Below are 17,802 nucleotides of genomic sequence, written 5' to 3' on the forward strand. Positions count from 1 at the left end.
GGATTGGCTGCCGCGATGGCATTCAATCACTTACCGGCAGGCGCGCACGACGCCTTGGGACCATTGTCCCGCACGCCAGTGACACACTCGTTCCAATGGCCAATACTCACGGTCCCGGTCGGCCCACGGCTCAAGCGGACACACGACCCACCCCCGGCACGGTCCTGGACCGGCTGGCAGCGGGGCCTTCCCGGGCTGCGCGCATCACCCATACGGAGCACTTGCCCCCTCGGGCGGGTCGTCATGCGGTCTGGCCGGACCGTATTCGATCAGATGTCGTAGCGGCCATCACGGCCGCCGGGATCCACCATCCGTGGGCCCACCAGGCAGAAGCGGCCGAGCACGCCCTCGACGGCACCTCCGTGGTCGTGGCCACCGGCACCGCCTCCGGCAAATCGCTGGCGTACCTGGCCCCGGTCCTGTCCACCCTCGCGGACGGCGCGCAGGCGCCCAACGGTCGCGGGGCGACGGCCCTCTACCTGGCCCCGACCAAGGCCCTGGCGGCCGACCAGCGCCGGGCGGTCCGGGAGCTGGCCGCGCCGCTGGGCAACGCGATCCGCCCCGCCGTCTACGACGGCGACACGCCGGTCGAGGAACGCGAATGGGTCCGCCAGTACGCGAACTACGTCCTCACCAACCCCGACATGCTGCACCGGGGCATCCTCCCCGCCCATCCGCGCTGGTCTTCGTTCCTCAAGGCGCTGCGCTACGTCGTGATCGACGAATGCCACACCTACCGGGGAGTATTCGGCTCGCACGTGGCGCAGGTGCTGCGCCGGTTGCGCCGATTGTGTGCGCGCTACGGCTCCGAGCCCGTCTTCCTGCTGGCCTCCGCGACGGCCGGCGACCCGGCGGGCGCGGCGTCCAGGCTGACCGGGGTGGCGGTCACGGAGGTCGCCGACGACGCCTCGCCGCGCGGCGAGGTGGTCTTCGCCCTGTGGGAGCCGCCGCTGACCGACCTCAAGGGCGAGCGGGGAGCCCCCGTCCGCCGCACCGCCACGGCCGAGACCGCCGACCTGCTGACCGATCTGGTGGTCCAGGGGGTGCGTACGGTCGCCTTCGTGCGCTCCCGGCGCGGCGCCGAGCTGATCGCGGTGATCGCCCAGGAGCGGCTCGCGGCGGTGGACCGTTCGCTGCCCGGGCGGGTCGCCGCGTACCGGGGCGGGTATCTGCCCGAGGAGCGGCGCGCCCTGGAGCGTGCCCTGCACTCCGGGGAGCTGCTGGGCCTGGCCGCGACGACCGCGCTGGAGCTGGGCGTGGACGTGTCGGGCCTCGACGCCGTCCTGATCACCGGCTACCCCGGCACCCGCGCCTCCCTGTGGCAGCAGGCGGGCCGCGCCGGCCGTTCCGGGCAGGGGGCGCTGGCCGTCCTGGTGGCCCGGGACGACCCGCTGGACACCTACCTGGTCCACCACCCCGAGGCACTGTTCCGCCGTCCGGTGGAGGCCACCGTCCTGGACCCCGACAACCCGTACGTCCTGGCCCCGCACCTGTGCGCGGCCGCGGCGGAGCTTCCGCTGACGGAAACCGACCTGACCCTGTTCGGCCCCTCCGCCGGCGAGCTGCTCCCCCAGCTGGAGGCGGCGAAGCTGCTCCGGCGGCGGGCGACGGCCTGGCACTGGACCCGGCGGGAGCGCGCCGCGGACCTGACCGACATCCGGGGCGGCGGCGGGCGCCCGGTGCAGATCGTGGAGGCCGCCACGGGTCGGTTGCTCGGCACGGTCGACGAGTCCGCCTCCCACACCGCCGTCCACGACGGGGCCGTCCACCTCCACCAGGGCCGCACCTATCTGGTGAAGCACCTGGACCTGGAGGACTCCGTGGCCCTGGTCGAGGAGGCCAGCCCGCCGTTCTCGACGACCGCCCGGGACACGACCTCCATCTCGGTGCTGGAGACCGAGCACGAGGTCCCCTGGGGGCGGGGACGGCTGTGCTTCGGCTCCGTGGAGGTCACCAACCAGGTCGTGTCCTACCTGCGGCGCAAGCTGCTCTCGGGCGAGGTGCTCGGGGAGGCCAAGCTGGACCTGCCGCCGCGCACCCTGCGCACCCGGGCCGTGTGGTGGACGGTCACCGAGGACCAGCTCGACGAGGCCCGGATCAACCCGGAGATCCTCGGCGGCGCCCTGCACGCCGCCGAGCACGCCTCCATCGGGCTGCTCCCGCTGTTCGCCACCTGCGACCGCTGGGACATCGGTGGTGTCTCCGTCCCGCTGCATCCGGACACCCTGCTGCCGACCGTGTTCGTCTACGACGGCCACCCCGGCGGCGCCGGCTTCGCGGAGCGGGCCTTCCACACGGCCCACGCCTGGCTGACGGCGACCCGCGATGCCATCGCCGCCTGCGAATGCGCGGCCGGCTGCCCCTCCTGCATCCAGTCCCCCAAGTGCGGCAACGGCAACGACCCCCTTCACAAGCGCGGCGCGATCCGTCTCCTCACCCGCCTCCTGACGGAAGCCCCCCAACCGGCCGCCCCCCTCGCGCCCGGCGAGCCGCGGGAGCCACGCGGGCCGGGCCGGCCGGAGGAGCCACAGAAGCCGGTTGAGCCGGGCCGGCCGGGCCGTTAGGGAGGCTCAGCCACCCGAACCCGCCGGGAACCCCACCTCCCCCGCGCGTCGACGGGATCCCCCCGAGCCGGGCCCACATCACCCCCGGCCGGTCCGCAAGGGCCTGCGGCGTCAGAGGCGGCCCCGCACGGGCGGTGACGGGCCGGAGCGGCGGCCCGGCACGGGCGGTGGCCGAGGGAGCGAAGGGGCCCATCGGGACGCGGGCTTCGACGTCCACCACCTCCCCCCGCAGCCGGCACCCCGCCAACGTCGCCCCCTGGGCCCGGGCCACCCGGGCCGCCGCGCCGCACGCGACCTCCGGGCCGTGCGCCCACGCCGTCGCCGCCGCGAGGGACGCCAGATCCGCCGCGGCCGCCGCACGGTGGCGGGCCACGACCGCCTGCCCCAGCATCAGCACACCTCCGAACACCGCCCCCAGCACGGTGGTCACCAGCGCGGCCCACACGGTGGCCGAGCCCCGGTCCCGGCTCACGGCGGCGGCCCCACGCTGTCCTCCGCCAAGGCCACCGCCCGCGCCCCCAGCCGGACCGGCAGCCCGCCCGGTCCCGGAGCGGGCGCCGACACACGGACCCGCCAGAGGTCGCCCTCCCGCTCCAACCCCACCTCCGCCCCCGGCGGGGCGGCGGCCTTGACCGCCGCCACCGCCACGTCCGCCGGTTCCGACCGGGCGGCGGCCCTGGCGCCGGCCCGCGCCGCGTCCACGCACCGGATCTGCGCCGCCGCCGCCATCAGCGCCCACACCAGCAGCGCCGCGAACAACACCAACGCCGGGATCACCAGTGCCGCCTCCGCCGTCACATATCCGCGGTCTCCGAATCGCCGCGGATTTTCCTCAGAAGGGCACATCGAGAGCCTTCCCGATGGTCGACTGGAGCGCCGTCGAAACCACCTCGCTCGTCACCACCTTGTACAGAACGGCGGCGAACGCACAGGCCGCGATCGTGCCCATGGCGTATTCGGAAGTCGACATCCCGGCATCACGGTGACGACCGCTCAGCGCCGCCCGTACCCGAATCCACATGATCTTCATGACATGCTCCTGTTGATTACGTTCTTGATCTGTTTTCTGTCGGTGATCTCAACTGCCCGAAAGGAGACCGGAAGCCATACCGATCACCACGGGCGCCACTCCCAGGGCAAGAAACGCGGGGAGGAAACACAGCCCCACCGGGGCGGTGATGAGCACCGCCGCCCGCTGCGCCCTGGCACCGGCCTGCCGCGCCCGGTCCGCCCTCAGGGCCGCCGCCAGTCGGGAGACCGGCTCCGCGGCCGGCGACCCCGTGCGGGCGGCCCGCTCCAGACACTCCGCCAGGGCGCGAGCACCCGGTATCTGCGCCAACCTCCCCCACGCCGAGCCCGGTTCGCCGCCGAGCCGCAGCTCCGCCCCGGCCAGGGCCAGCCGCTCGCCGACCGGGCCGCCCAGCGACTCCCCCACCACCTCGGCCGCTTCCACGGGGGCGGCCCCGGCCGCCAGGCACGCGGCCAGCAGGTCGGCCGCGAACGGCAATTGCCGTTCCGCCTCCGCCGGATCCATCCCGGCCTTCGGGCGGCGCCGCAGCACCCGTCGCACACCGAACGCGGCGCCACAGCCGAGCAACGCCCCCGTCACCCCGCCGACCAGCACCCAGCACGCCACCACCGCTCCGGCGGGCCCGGCCCACTCGACGGCAACGGCACGTATCCGCGCACCCCTCGCGGGCTCCGGCCGGGGCGCCGCCACCGCCAGCAGCGCCACGATCCGACGGCGGGCGGCCCGTTCCCGCATCCGCGCCGCCACCACCGACCCCAGGTACAACACGGCCACTCCGAGGCAGACCGCCATCCCCAGCCGGTGAACCACCGGCCCACCCATCACCGCTCCCCCATCCGGACGATCCGCCGGCACCACACCAGTCCCAGCGCCTCCAACACCCCGCCGGCCAACAGGCACCCCCACCCCATCGACGTGTGCAGCAGGACCTTCAGCGGATCGGCGCCGAGCGCCGTGCCCATCAGCAGTCCCACCAGCGGCAACAGCGCCAGCACCACCGTGGTCGACCTGGCTCCCGCCAACTGGGCCCGCAGCGACTCCTCCCGGTCCCGCTCGGCACGCAACGCCCCTTCCAGTCGCTCCAGTCCGGCGGCGAGTCCCGCGCCACCGTCGACCGACACCCGCCAGCAGGCCGCCAGCCCGGCCAGCCCCTCCGCACCCGGCTCCCGCGCCGCCTCCCTCAGCGCCGCCGTCACATCGCCGCCGAACGCCGCTGCGGCCAGCACCCCGGTTTCCGCCGCGCCGACCCGGCCTTCCGCCGGCGCCGTCCGCCGGATCGCCGCGGTCAGGGCCTGCCCCGGCTGTGCGCCCGCCCGCAGCTCCCCCACGACAGCCCCGCACAGCGCCACGACATCGGCGGCCCGCCCGACCCGGGCACGTTCCCGCCCCCGGATCCGCAGCCATCGCCGCACCACCGGCACCGAGGCGGCACCCAGCACCAGGGGGATCACCGAACCGCCGAGCAACGCGACCAGTAGGCCCAGCCCCAGACCGGCCCACTCCCGCCAACGTGCGGCCCTCACCCGCACCGCGATCACCAGCCGCTCCCAGCGCACCGGGCCGCCCGGCACGACCGGGCCGACTCCTCCCAGTACCAACCGGGCCCGCCGCGACACCTGGTCACCGCCGGCCAGCAGCCACGCCGCGGCCCCGGCACACAACAGCCCGGCGAACACCGGCACCGAGCCCACGACCCCGGCCACCCCGGCGCTCACCGGGTACCGCCCAGCAAGGCGCCGAGCCGGTCCCAGCCGTGCTCCCGCAGGAAACCCCGCTCGCCCCAACGCAGCGCGGGCACCGTGACCACCAGACCGGCCCGATCCCGCTCCAGCACATGCACCTCGGCAACCCGGCGCCGACCCGAGCGATCCCGGACCAGGTGCACCACGAGAGCCAACGCGGCCGCCAACTGACTGTGCAGAGCGGCCCTGTCGAGCCCCGCCGCCGTACCGAGCGCCTCCAGCCGGGCCGGTACATGTGCCGCGGCATTGGCGTGGACAGTGCCACAGCCACCTTCGTGGCCCGTGTTCAAGGCGGCCAGGAGGTCCGCCACCTCGGCTCCCCGGACCTCGCCGACCACCAACCGGTCGGGGCGCATCCGCAGCGCCTGCCGGACCAGGTCCGCCAGGGTGACCAGCCCCGCCCCCTCCTGATTGGCGGGCCGGCTCTCCAGCCGCACCACATGCGGATGGTCGGGACGCAGTTCGGCCGAGTCTTCCGCGAGGACGATCCGCTCTCCCGGGCCGACCAACCCGAGCAAGGCACTGAGCAGGGTGGTCTTGCCCGTCCCGGTCCCTCCGGAGACCAGGAACGAGAGGCGGGCCTCCACCATCGCCGCCAACAGCGTCTGCCCGCCCGGCGGCAGGGTGCCGGCAGCCACCAGCTCGTCCAGCGTGAACGCCTTGGGCCGCACCACCCGCAGGGACAGGCACGCCGATCCGACCGCCACCGGGGGCAGCACGGCATGCAACCGGGTGCCGTCCGGCAACCGGGCGTCCACCCACGGCCGGGCATCGTCCAGGCGCCGTCCCGCGACCGCCGCCAGCCGCTGGGCGAGACGGCGCACCGCCTCCGCGTCGGCGAAGGTCACACCGGTCAGTTCCAGCCCTCCGCCGCGGTCCACCCACACCCGGTCCGGGGCCGCCACCAGCACGTCGGTGACCTCCGGGTCGGCGAGCAGTGCCTCCAGCGGGCCCGCGCCGACCAATTCGGACCGTAACTCCGCGGCCACACCGAGGACTTCCGCGTCCCCGAGCAGTCGACCCTGTGCCCGAAGCGCCGCCGCCACCCTGGCCGGGGTCGGTTCCGCACCGCTCTCCGCCAGCCGCCGGCGCACCGCGTCCAGCAACACCGCGCTCATGCCGGCACCCCCTGCGCGGAACCGAGCGCCCGCTGCCAGAAGCCGTCGCAGAACCGGGCGAGCGCGCTACGCCCCCGCGCCCCCGGCGGTTCGCCCTCGGCCACCCGACCCGGCAGCCCCACCTCGACCGGCACCACTCCCGCCAACGGCGCCCCCAGCAGGTCCGCCACCACTTCGGCGTCGAGCCCGTCGGGGCAGCGGCCCCGTACGACGACGCGGACGTCCCGGGCCACCATCCGCACCCCGGCTGCCACCCGCCGCGCGGCTGCCACGGCCCGCAGCTCTCCCGGCACCACCATCAGCACCAGGTCCAGCTGGGCCAACACCTCGGCGACGGCTTCGTCCACCCTCCGGGGCAGGTCGACCACCACCACCCCGCCGCGACGCCGGGCAGCGGCCACCACCGACCGCATGGCGGCGGGCGGCACCACGACCCGGTCCCCACGGTCCCAGCTCAGCACCCTGAGGGCGTGCAGCTCGGGCAGGGACTCCTCCAGCGCCCCCGCGCCCACCCGGCCCCGCGAACCGGCGAAGTCCGGCCAGCGCAAGCCCTCGGCGCCCTCGCCGCCCAGCAGCACGTCCATCCCCCCGCCGAGCGGATCACCGTCGATGAGGATGGTCCGCTCACCGGCCCGGGCGGCCCTGACGGCGAGGGCGCAGGCCAGGGTGGACGCCCCGGCCCCCCCGCTGCCGCCGATCACTCCCACGGCGAGGGCGGGCCTGCCCGCCCCTTCCACCACATCGGCGATCCGGTCGACGAGCCTGCTCTCGGCATCGGGCAGTCGCAGCACTTCCTCGGCGCCGATCTCCACCGCCCGCTGCCACACTCCGGGATCGTCCAGATCCCGGCCGACGAGGAACACCCCGTCCCGCCGCGGCGCGCCACGCACCCGTCGGGCGGCGTCGTCGCCGACCAGGACGAGGGGGGCCGATTCCCACCCGGTGTCGCCGCTGGAGCGGCCCGTCTCCTCACCGCCGACATCGGCGCTGTTGACGACGTTCGAGCCCTCGTCAGTCCGACCGCTTTCGCCGCTTGCGCCACTTGTGCCACTCACGGCCCATCCGGCTCGCCGGGCACTCACGTCACCGGGCGTTCCGCTTTGCTCGGGCACCGTGTGGTGCACATGCGGTTCGGCGCCCGCCGCGGCGCACAACCGCAGCAGGTCATCGAGCAGCAGCGGATCCTCGGTGATGATCAGGGGCCGCCCGCCACCGGGCACGGGGCCGCCCTCCCGGCTCGGCGCCCTCGTCCCACCCGCCACCGTGAACTCCGGAACTTCACACGACTTCGATCCAGCCACGATCTCCGCCCCCTTCTCACTGCAAATCCGTGAACCGCGGACTTCGCGGCCGGAATCACAGTGCGGCGATCGGGAAAAAGAAGTGGATCTTGCTCGATATCTGTGGACAAGAAAACGCTTGTGGATATCCCCGCCACCCCATCGGGTGAGTTCAGAGCGCGCCGGAACTACTACACACAGTGACGAGTTCGGAGAGGTGAGGGCCTTCTTCAGGCGGGCCCACCGAACGGGAGGGGCCGGGAAGATGTCGATCCGAGACCGGAGGCAAGGGGCGCGAACCGCGTCCGGACATGCGACGACCCCCGCCGGGGGGGAGAGCGGGGGTCGTCCCCACGGTCCGACTCGGGGGGGGAGGAGCCAGACCGGGTTAGCACGGTCGCGAACGATCCGTGACTTCCATGGTGTACCCGAGAGCCTTCTCAGGCAAACCCACGCGCCACACCTTACGCCGAATGGTGGGCGCATATGCTCGGGGCGTGGAAAATCAGCCCTTGCCGCACTCCTCGCCTCGGACCGCTGCCTTCTTCGACCTCGACAAGACCGTCATTGCGAAGTCAAGCGCCTTGACGTTCAGCAAGTCGTTCTACCGGGGCGGCCTGATCAACCGGCGGGCCGTCCTGCGCACCGCGTACACCCAGTTCATCTTCCTGGCCGGCGGCGCCGACCACGACCAGATGGAACGGATGCGGGAGTACCTGTCCGCCCTGTGCAAGGGGTGGAACGTCCAGCAGGTGCGCGAGATCGTCGCCGAAGCCCTGCACGACCTCATCGACCCGATCATCTACGACGAGGCCGCGTCGCTGATCGAAGCCCACCACACCGCCGGCCGTGACGTGGTGATCGTGTCCTCTTCGGGTGCCGAAGTGGTCGAGCCCATCGGCGAGATGCTCGGCGCCGACCGCGTCGTGGCCACCCGCATGGTCGTCGGCGAGGACGGCTGCTTCACCGGAGAGATCGACTACTACGCCTACGGCCCGACGAAGGCCGAGGCCGTCCGCGAGCTCGCGGAATCCGAGGGGTACGACCTCGCCCGGTGCTACGCGTACAGCGACTCGATCACCGACGTTCCGATGTTGGAGGCGGTGGGACACCCGCACGCCGTGAACCCCGACCGGGCGCTGCGGCGCGAGGCGGTGGCGCGGGAGTGGCCGGTGCTGACGTTCAACCGGCCGGTGCGGCTCAAGCAGCGGGTGCCCGGGCTTTCGATGACCTCGCGACCGGCGTGGGTGGCCGCGGCGGCCGTCGGAGCGGCGGCGGCCACCGCGGGCTTGGTCTGGTACGCCAGCCGCCGCCGGGCCACCGCCGCCGCCTGAGCCGGTCGCGCCGCGCCGGCGGCGCCGAGTCGGCGCCACCCATGCGCCGGCCCGGCCCCCGGCCCGGCCCCCGGCGCCACCCCCCGGGTGACGCGACGCAATACCCCGCCCTGTCCCGATATCGGATGTCCGGATCATCCGTAAATGCGAGGAAAGGTAAAGAAGTGAGGCCAGGGGTTTCGCTCCTCTCGGAAGCGGAGTACAAAGGAGTCAACGGCCCGCGAGACCAAAGAACATCCGAGAGGATCATCTTTAAAACGCAGTAAGGCCCACGGACCGAAGCAGGAACGCCGAGCACCCACGCGACGTCGACCCGTCGATTACGGGCCAGCCGCACCAGGCCACGGGCAAAGTTCCCGGCCTGATGGGCAACATCGAGGACGCTTGGTAACCCGGCGGGAATGCCAGCGGCGACACCAAAGCAAGACGGTGTCGCCGCAACCCTGCCCGGCCTGCGCCGCGTTGGCCCCCGGGTGAGTCACGCCGCGCCGCGCTGGAGCGCCTCGCAGACCGCCGTCGACTCGCGCACTCCCAGTTCGACCGCCCGACCGCAGTGGGCGATCCAGGCCGCCATGCCCTCCGGGGTGCCGGACAGGTAGCCCTCGAAGGCCGCCAGGTACGCCTCCCGACCCTGCTCGGCGTGCCCGACCTCCGCCGGGCAGATCGCCTTCGGGTCGAGCCCGCTGTTGATCAGCACGATGCGCTCGGCCGCCCGCGCGACCAGGCCGTTGTGCGTGCCGAACGGGCGCAGGGCCAGGAGCTCGCCGTGCACCACCGCCGCCGTGATCAGCGCCGGGGCCGAACCTCCCGCGATGACCAGGCGGGACAGGCCGTCCAGCCTTCCCGCGACCTCCTCGGCGTCGGGCAGTGGGGCGTCGACCAACGGCTCGTCCACGGGCTCGCCCGCCAGCCGGGGCCGACCCACCGTGTCTCCGCCGCGCCCACCGGCCGTCGTCGCGCCACCTTCCGTCAAGCCCCCCACACCGGGCTCCGCCGCCGGGCTGGAACCCGAGGCGACCAGATGCAGGCGCGCGAGGACCCGTAGCGGCGACTGCCGCCAGATGCTCAGCAGTTGCCCGGCCTCGGCCGTCAGACGCAGGGCCGCACCCACGGTGCGCGCCTGCTCCTCCGCGCCGAAGTCGGTCCGGCGGCGCACCTCCTCCAGGGCCCAATCGGCCCCGGACAGCGCCGCACTCCCCCTGGCCCCGCGCAGGGCGGCCTCCGAGGTGATCTCCGCGGCGCGCCGACGCATCACCCGGTGTCCGTAGACGCGGTCCACGGCCTTGCGTACGGAATCCACGGAATCGGCGACACCCGGCAGCCCGGCCAGTGGGGCCAGCGGGTCAGCAGCGCTACTCATAAGTAAGGAGCCTACGCACTGCGGCCCCCTGGCACCGACCCCTCCTTGGAGTGGTCTTCTTCACTCACCCAAGGCACGGAAAGCAACCGATCCACTACGCTTGGTGAACATGAAGATCGCTTTCGTGGGAAAGGGCGGCAGCGGGAAGACCACGCTGTCCTCCCTCTTCATCCGCCACCTCGCCGCCAATGAAGCCCCCGTCGTCGCGGTGGACGCCGACATCAACCAGCACCTCGGCGTCGCCCTCGGGCTCGACGAGGACGAGGCCGCGGCGCTGCCCGCCATGGGCGCCCACCTGCCGTTGATCAAGGACTACCTGCGCGGCTCGAACCCGCGCATCGCATCCGCCGACACCATGATCAAGACGACACCGCCCGGCACCGGCTCACGGCTGCTGCGGGTCACCGAGGACAACCCCGTGTACGCCGCGTGCGCGCGCACCGTGCTGCTCGACGGAGGGCCCGTACGACTCATGGTCACCGGTCCGTTCACCGAGGCCGATCTGGGCGTGGCCTGCTACCACTCCAAGGTCGGCGCGGTCGAACTGTGCCTGAACCACCTCGTGGACGGCCCCGAGGAGTACGTCGTCGTCGACATGACCGCCGGCTCAGACTCCTTCGCCTCGGGCATGTTCACCCGTTTCGACATGACCTTCCTGGTGGCCGAGCCGACCCGCAAGGGCGTCTCCGTCTACCGCCAGTACAAGGAGTACGCCCGCGACTACGGGATCGCCCTGAAGGTGATCGGCAACAAGGTGCAGGGCCCCGAGGACATCGAGTTCCTCCAGGACGAGGTGGGCGAGGACCTGTTGGTGACCGTCGGACACTCCGACTGGGTGCGGGCGATGGAGCGGGGCCGTCCGGCCGCGTTCGAGCTGCTGGAGGCGACCAACCGGCTCGCGCTCCAGGTGCTCCAGGACGCCGCCGAGGACTCGTACGCGGACCGCGACTGGGTCCGGTACACCCGGCAGATGGTCCACTTCCACGTGAAGAACGCCGAGAGCTGGGGCAACGCCAAGACCGGGGCCGACCTCACCGAACAGGTCGACCCCGGCTTCGTCCTCGACGAGGCGCGCCCCGCCGGATCACAGGAGCAGCCGGTCAGCCCTCGTCCGAACCGGATTCGGCCGGCTCCGCAGCCGGCTTGACCTCGGCCGGGGCGGCCGGCTTGGCCGGCGGCCCCGCCGTCAGGAACTTCGTCCAGCCGTCCTTGGGCGTCTCGCCCACGTCGAGGTGGCGCATCCACTCCAGGACCTTGGGGTCCTGGGCGTCCAGCCAGTCGGCCAGCTCGCGGAACGGAACGCAGCGGACCTCCTTCTGGGTGCACATCGACTTGATGGAGTCCTCGACGGCCTTCATGTAGGTGCCGCCGTTCCAGGACTCGAAGTGGTTGCCGATGATCAGCGGCGCCCGATTGCCCTGGTAGACGCGGTCGAACGCCTTCTGCAGCCCGTCGCGCATCTGCTCGCCCCAGTACGCGTGCTGCGAGGGGTCGCCCTGCGTGGTCGTCCCGGACTGGTTGACCATGTAGTTGTAGTCCATGCTCAGGGTCTCGAAGGCCCGGCCCGGCATGGGCACCAGCTGGAGCGGGATGTCCCAGAGGCCGTCGGTCTTCTTCGGCCAGATCTGCTTGCTGATACCGCTGGAGTCGTACCGGAAGCCCATGTCCTTGGCCGCCAGCATGAAGTTCTTCTGGCCTTCGAGACAGGGGGTGCGGGCCCCGATGAGCTCCTTGTCGTAGTCGAAGGGCAGCGCCTCCATGCCCTTGAGTTCGGGCGAGTTGGTCTTCCAACTCTTGACGAAGGTCTTCGCCTGGTTGATCTCGCTCTTCCACTCCTCGACGGACCAGGTGCCCACGCCGCCGTCCGGTCCGCAGAAGTGACCGTTGAAGTGGGTGCCGATCTCGTTGCCCTCCAGCCACGCCGCGCGGACCTGGGCGGCGGTGTCCTTGATGCTCTGGGGGTCGCCGAAGCCGATGTCCGAGCGGCCCGGCGCATGCTGCGGGGCGGTGTAGAGGGAACGTTTTTCCTCGGGCAGCAGGTACAGGCCGCTGAGGAAGTAGGTCATCCGCGCGTTGTATTCCTTGCCGACTTCGCGGAAGTGGGAGAACAGCTTCTGGCTGTCTTCGCCGGCGCCGTCCCAGGAGAAGACGACGAACTGCGGCGGCTTCTCACCCGGCTTCAGCTTCTGGGGTGGCTGTACGTTCGGCTGCCGGCCGGTGTACGCGGTCGACCCGTCGCCGATCAGCCGGTTGACGCTACCGGGAGCGGCCTCCGGCACCGGGTCCTTCTTGGCGTTCGGACCCCCGAGCGCGGGGGGTTTGGCATGTTCGGGGCTTCCACACCCGGCGGCGCCCAGGACCAGGACCGTGGCGGCCAGGCCGCCGGCGATCTTCTTCGTAGCGGCGATCATCCGCACACCTCTCCCTCGCAGTTCCCACGTGGCACTTCCGGGCGCACCGTCCCACGCGGTCTGCTTTGAAGAAGATGTGACAAGCCGTACAAAATGCTTAATCACCCCTCAGGGGGAATTCCTAGGCTGTTTGCCCCCATTCCCGCCCTTCATTCTTTACTCTCCATTACCATCCATTTACCGAATGTTGACTCCCGCCGCTTCATCCCTCCTCAGAGGAGACGGGAACCATGACAGCCACCTCCGCCACCCCTTCGTCCGCCGCCCACCTCCCCACCACCAGCCCTTCCAGCCGCTCGGACGGCCATCGGGACGGCCGCCCGGACCGACGGCCGGGCAGACGCCTGCCTGACGGTCTTCCCGCCGATCTCTCCGCCTCCGTCGCCGTCTTCCTGATCGCCCTGCCACTGTCCCTCGGGATCGCGTTGGCCACCGGGGCGCCGCTACAGGCCGGCCTGGTGGCGGCGGTGGCCGGCGGAATCGTGGCCGGGCGGCTCGGTGGCGCACCGCTCCTGGTCAGCGGGGCGGCCACCGGACTCACGGTGGTCACCGCCGAGTTGATCCAGCGCTACGGGTGGCGCACCACCTGCGCCATCACCGTGCTCGCCGGCTGCTGCCAGCTCGGGCTCGCGTTCCTGCGCACCGCCCGGTCGGCCCTCATGGTGAGCCCGGCCGTCGTGCACGGCATGCTCGCGGGCATCGGCGTGACCATCGCACTGGCCCAACTGCACATCGTGCTCGGCGGCACCCCGCAGAGCTCCGCCCCGGCCAATGTGCGCGCTCTGCCCGCCCAGTTGGCCGACCTGCATCCGGCCGCGCTCGGCATCAGCGTCCTGACGCTGGTCGTGCTGCTCGGCTGGCCCCGATTGCCCGGGCGGACCGGCCGGGCCCTGCGCAGGGTGCCGGCCGCGCTCGCCGCCGTCTCCGCGGCCACCGCGGTGGCGACCCTGGCGGGGCTCAGCCTGCCCCGGGTGGACCTGCCGTCCTGGCACAGTCACGCGTTGCCCGAGCTGCCCGAGGGGCCGGTGCTGGGCATCGTCGCCGCCGTTCTGACGGTCACCCTGGTCGGCAGTGTGGAGTCGCTGCTGTCCGCCGTCGCCACGGACAAGCTGATCGCCACCGGACGGGGCCGGGACAACCGCCCGCCGCGCGCCGATCTCGATCGGGAGCTGCGGGGGCAGGGCGCGGCGAACATCGTCTCCGGTGCACTGGGCGGGCTGCCCGTCGCGGGCGGGGCGGTGCGCAGCGGGGCGAACGTGCGGGCCGGAGCCGTCAGCCACCGGGCGGCCATACTGCACGGCCTGTGGATCATGCTCGCCGCCGGCCTGCTGGTTCCCGTACTCGACCTGATCCCGCTCGCCTCGCTCGCCGCGCTGGTGATGGTGGTCGGGGTGCAGATGGTCAGCGCGACGCACGTGCGCACCGTCACCCGGCACCGCGAGATCCTGGTCTACCTGACGACGATCGTGTCCGTGGTCCTCGGCGGGGTCCTGGAAGGGGCCGCCATCGGCATCGCGGTGGCCGTGGCCGTCGCGCTGCACCGACTCGCCCGCACCAGGATCACGCTGGAAGAGCTGAACGGCGTCCACCGTGTCTGGGCCCGGGGCCAATTGACCTTCCTCGCCGTCCCGCGGTTGAGCCGGGTGCTGAACCAGATCCCGTACGACGCGCAGGCGGTGATCGAGCTGGACGGCTCGTTCATGGACCACGCCGCCTTCGAGACGCTCCAGGACTGGCGGGACTCGCATGTCGCGCACGGTGGTTCGGTCGAGGTGACGGGCCGCGCCGGCAGCCGGACTCCGGAGAGCGGCCGGGCCGACGGCGGTGGGCCGGCCCAGCGCGGGGCGCACCACTGCTGCCGCCCCTGGACGCCTTGGAAGAACCACTGCGACCACCGCGCCACCGGGCGCGGGGAGGACGGTACGCTTCCCGGCCCGACGGCGGCCGCGGCCACCGCGGCCGAGCCGCGGCGGCGCGGGGCAGGGCAACTGGCCAGCGGGATCACCGCCTTCCAACGCGACACCGCACCGCTCGTGCGGGACGAGCTGGCCCGCCTCGCCCGCGAGGGGCAGCAGCCCTCCCAGCTGTTCCTCACCTGCGCCGATTCCCGGCTCGTGACCAGCATGATCACCGCCAGCGGTCCGGGCGACCTGTTCACCGTCCGCAACGTCGGCAACCTGGTCCCGCCGCCGGGAGCGGAGGCCACGGACGATTCGGTCGCGGCGGCGATCGAGTACGCCGTGGACGTGCTTCAGGTGGACAGCATCACCGTGTGCGGGCACTCCGGCTGTGGCGCGATGCAGGCGTTGCTGAACTCACACCCGGAGGCACCGATGACCCCCCTGCGACGCTGGTTGCGGCATGGGCTGCCCAGCCTGGAGCGGATGCGCAGCCGGCACCACCCGTGGGCCCGGATCTCCGGCCGACTGCCGGCGGACGCCGTGGAGCAGTTGTGCCTGACCAATGTCGTCCAGCAGTTGGAACACCTGCGGGCGCACGAATCGGTGGCGCGCCGGCTGGCCGAGGGGTCCCTGGAGCTGCACGGGATGTACTTCCATGTGGGCGAGGCCCAGGCGTACCTGCTCTCCGAGGGCGACGACTTCTTCGACTGCCGCATCTTCGACAGCGTCGGAGGCCACGCCTGACTTCGGGCGGCGGGGTAGGGAACCGGCCACGCGGGGACCGATGGTGCGCGTGAACCGATAACCTCCCGTATCCGTGCCACCCGGTGGCCCCTTCCCGCGCCCGCAGCGGGGAGGGGTCATTGGCATGGGCCCAGCCGTGCTATAGGTCTAAACCAATTTGCGGCTACCCCTTGTCACCTGGGCCGCTGACTGATGAGCTATGCCCGGGGACACAACGGACACCCTGGGAAAGGGAGATGTCGTGAGCAACGAAAGCCTGGCCAATCTGCTCAAGGAGGAGCGGCGGTTCGCACCGCCCGCCGATCTGGCCGCCGCCGCCAATGTGACTCAGGCTGCGTACACACAGGCCGATGCGGACCGGCTGGGCTTCTGGGCCGAGCAGGCCCGGCGGCTGACCTGGGCCACCGAGCCGACCGAGACGCTCGACTGGAGCAACCCGCCCTTCGCGAAGTGGTTCGCGGACGGCAAGCTGAACGTCGCGTACAACTGCGTCGACCGGCACGTGGAGGCCGGCAACGGCGATCGCGTCGCCCTCCACTTCGAGGGCGAGCCCGGCGACAGCCGCGCGATCACCTACGCCGAGCTGAAGGACGAGGTCTCCAAGGCCGCCAACGCCCTGACCGAGCTCGGCGTGCGCGCGGGCGACCGGGTCGCGGTGTACCTGCCGATGATCCCCGAGGCCGTCGTCGCGATGCTCGCCTGCGCCCGCGTCGGCGCCGCGCACTCGGTGGTCTTCGGCGGTTTCTCCGCCGACGCCGTCGCCTCCCGCATCCAGGACGCCGACGCCAAGCTGGTCATCACCGCCGACGGCGGCTACCGCCGCGGCAAGCCCGGCGCGCTCAAGCCCGCCATCGACGAGGCCGTCGCCAAGTGCCCGCAGGTCGAGCACGTCCTCGTGGTGCGCCGCACCGGTCAGGACACCGCCTTCACCGAGGGCCGGGACGTCTGGTGGCACGACATCGTCGACCGCCAGTCCGCGGAGCACACCCCGCAGGCGTTCGACGCCGAGCACCCGCTGTTCATCCTCTACACCTCGGGGACCACGGGTAAGCCCAAGGGCATCCTGCACACCTCCGGCGGCTACCTGACGCAGGCCGCCTACACCCACCAGGCGGTGTTCGACCTCAAGCCGGAGACGGACGTCTACTGGTGCACCGCCGACATCGGCTGGGTGACCGGGCACTCCTACATCGTCTACGGCCCGCTCGCCAACGGCGCCACCCAGGTGATGTACGAGGGCACCCCGGACACCCCGCACCAGGGCCGGTTCTGGGAGGTCGTGCAGAAGTACGGCGTCACCATCCTCTACACCGCCCCCACCGCGATCCGGACGTTCATGAAGTGGGGCGAAGACATCCCCGCGAAGTTCGACCTGTCGAGCCTGCGGATCCTCGGCTCGGTCGGCGAGCCGATCAACCCCGAGGCATGGATCTGGTACCGCAAGCACATCGGCGGCGACCGCTGCCCGATCGTGGACACCTGGTGGCAGACCGAGACCGGCGCGATGATGATCTCCCCGCTGCCGGGCGTCACCGAGACGAAGCCGGGCTCGGCGCAGCGCGCGCTCCCCGGGATCAGTGCCACGGTCGTCGACGACGAGGGCCGCGAGGTCCCGAACGGCGGGGGCGGCTACCTGGTGCTCACCGAGCCGTGGCCGTCGATGCTGCGCACCATCTGGGGTGACGACCAGCGGTTCATCGACACCTACTGGTCGCGCTTCGAAGGCAAATACTTCGCGGGCGACGGCGCGAAGAAGGACGAGGACGGCGACATCTGGCTGCTCGGCCGGGTCGACGACGTGATGCTGGTCTCCGGCCACAACATCTCGACCACCGAGGTCGAATCCGCGCTCGTCTCCCACCCCTCGGTCGCCGAGGCGGCGGTGGTCGGCGCGAACGACGAGACGACCGGGCAGGCCATCGTCGCCTTCGTCATCCTGCGCGGCAGCGCGTCCGAAACGCAGACACTGGTCGCCGAACTGCGCGACCACGTCGGTGCCACGCTCGGCCCGATCGCCAAGCCGAAGCGCATCCTGCCGGTGCAGGAACTGCCGAAGACCCGCTCCGGCAAGATCATGCGCCGGTTGCTGCGCGACGTGGCGGAGAACCGGGCGGTCGGAGACGTCACCACGCTGGCCGACTCCTCCGTCATGGACCTGATCCAGAGCAGGCTGCCGGCCGCCGGCAGCGAGGACTGAGCAGGGCGGTACGGGTCCGATCCGGGCCCCGGGGGCCATTCGGCGCGACGCGCCGGATGGCCCTTTCGCGCATAAAGTGAAGATCGCCGGATACGCCCTTGCGCACCGCCTGTAAAGTATT

The 17,802-nt window shown here is 72.2% G+C and carries 13 protein-coding genes and 1 pseudogene; 5 read left to right on the top strand and 9 right to left on the bottom strand.

What is annotated here, in order from left to right; all coding sequences use genetic code 11:
* Window positions 1-15 precede the first annotated feature (15 nt).
* Window positions 16-2,483, top strand: a pseudogene (locus ACFVXJ_RS09820) (DEAD/DEAH box helicase); the annotation flags it as partial.
* Here the strand turns inward: ACFVXJ_RS09820 and ACFVXJ_RS09825 are convergent.
* The 7 genes from ACFVXJ_RS09825 to ssd are packed head-to-tail and all read right to left on the bottom strand — an operon-like array spanning window position 2,434 to window position 7,674.
* A complete protein-coding gene (locus ACFVXJ_RS09825; protein ID WP_389661065.1) occupies window positions 2,434-3,036 on the bottom strand; it encodes an Rv3654c family TadE-like protein in 603 nt (200 codons plus the stop codon). The pseudogene ACFVXJ_RS09820 and the gene ACFVXJ_RS09825 overlap by 50 nt on opposite strands.
* Window positions 3,033-3,410, bottom strand: a complete 378-nt coding sequence (locus tag ACFVXJ_RS09830) for a TadE family type IV pilus minor pilin (protein ID WP_389661067.1) — start codon at window positions 3,408-3,410, stop codon at window positions 3,033-3,035. The genes ACFVXJ_RS09825 and ACFVXJ_RS09830 overlap by 4 nt, the downstream gene beginning before the upstream one ends.
* Window positions 3,397-3,585 (bottom strand): DUF4244 domain-containing protein, encoded by a 189-nt coding sequence (locus ACFVXJ_RS09835; RefSeq protein ID WP_389661561.1) that lies wholly within the window; start codon window positions 3,583-3,585, stop codon window positions 3,397-3,399. Before ACFVXJ_RS09835 ends, ACFVXJ_RS09830 begins: the two co-directional genes overlap by 14 nt.
* 57 nt (window positions 3,586-3,642) lie before the next feature.
* Complete coding sequence (locus ACFVXJ_RS09840) at window positions 3,643-4,416, bottom strand: type II secretion system F family protein (RefSeq protein ID WP_389661069.1); 774 nt, start codon at window positions 4,414-4,416, stop codon at window positions 3,643-3,645.
* A complete protein-coding gene (locus tag ACFVXJ_RS09845; RefSeq protein WP_389661071.1) occupies window positions 4,416-5,309 on the bottom strand; it encodes a type II secretion system F family protein in 894 nt (297 codons plus the stop codon). The genes ACFVXJ_RS09840 and ACFVXJ_RS09845 overlap by 1 nt, the downstream gene beginning before the upstream one ends.
* Entirely contained in the window at window positions 5,306-6,454 is a 1,149-nt protein-coding gene (locus tag ACFVXJ_RS09850) for a TadA family conjugal transfer-associated ATPase (RefSeq protein WP_389661073.1), read from the bottom strand. Before ACFVXJ_RS09850 ends, ACFVXJ_RS09845 begins: the two co-directional genes overlap by 4 nt.
* On the bottom strand, window positions 6,451-7,674 hold the full coding sequence (gene ssd, locus ACFVXJ_RS09855) for a septum site-determining protein Ssd (protein WP_389661075.1): 1,224 nt from the start codon (window positions 7,672-7,674) through the stop codon (window positions 6,451-6,453). The genes ACFVXJ_RS09850 and ssd overlap by 4 nt, the downstream gene beginning before the upstream one ends.
* Window positions 7,675-8,207: 533 nt before the next feature.
* Here ssd and ACFVXJ_RS09860 point away from each other — a divergent pair.
* Window positions 8,208-9,068 (top strand): HAD family hydrolase, encoded by an 861-nt coding sequence (locus ACFVXJ_RS09860; RefSeq protein WP_389661077.1) that lies wholly within the window; start codon window positions 8,208-8,210, stop codon window positions 9,066-9,068.
* Window positions 9,069-9,546: 478 nt separating this feature from the next.
* Here the strand turns inward: ACFVXJ_RS09860 and ACFVXJ_RS09865 are convergent, their stop codons facing one another.
* Window positions 9,547-10,428: an oxidoreductase gene (locus ACFVXJ_RS09865; protein ID WP_389661079.1), complete on the bottom strand. Its 882-nt coding sequence runs from the start codon at window positions 10,426-10,428 to the stop codon at window positions 9,547-9,549.
* 109 nt (window positions 10,429-10,537) lie between these two features.
* On the opposite strand from ACFVXJ_RS09865, the gene ACFVXJ_RS09870 reads away from it, so the two are divergent.
* A complete protein-coding gene (locus tag ACFVXJ_RS09870) occupies window positions 10,538-11,575 on the top strand; it encodes an ATP-binding protein (RefSeq protein ID WP_389661081.1) in 1,038 nt (345 codons plus the stop codon).
* On the opposite strand, the gene ACFVXJ_RS09875 is transcribed toward ACFVXJ_RS09870, so the two are convergent.
* Complete coding sequence (locus ACFVXJ_RS09875) at window positions 11,529-12,839, bottom strand: hypothetical protein (RefSeq protein WP_389661083.1); 1,311 nt, start codon at window positions 12,837-12,839, stop codon at window positions 11,529-11,531. The genes ACFVXJ_RS09870 and ACFVXJ_RS09875 overlap by 47 nt on opposite strands.
* Window positions 12,840-13,069: 230 nt before the next feature.
* Between ACFVXJ_RS09875 and ACFVXJ_RS09880 the strand changes: the two genes are divergently transcribed.
* Both ACFVXJ_RS09880 and acs read left to right on the top strand, forming a co-directional pair.
* Window positions 13,070-15,484, top strand: coding sequence for a SulP family inorganic anion transporter (locus tag ACFVXJ_RS09880; protein ID WP_389661085.1), 2,415 nt, complete (start codon window positions 13,070-13,072; stop codon window positions 15,482-15,484).
* A 199-nt stretch (window positions 15,485-15,683) separates the two neighbouring features.
* The gene (gene acs, locus ACFVXJ_RS09885; protein WP_389661087.1) at window positions 15,684-17,681 is read left to right on the top strand and encodes an acetate--CoA ligase; all 1,998 of its coding nucleotides are present in this window, start codon (window positions 15,684-15,686) and stop codon (window positions 17,679-17,681) included.
* Window positions 17,682-17,802 lie beyond the last annotated feature (121 nt).

Origin of the sequence: Streptomyces sp. NPDC058279, assembly GCF_042881255.1 — a bacterium.
GTDB lineage: Bacteria > Actinomycetota > Actinomycetes > Streptomycetales > Streptomycetaceae > Streptomyces.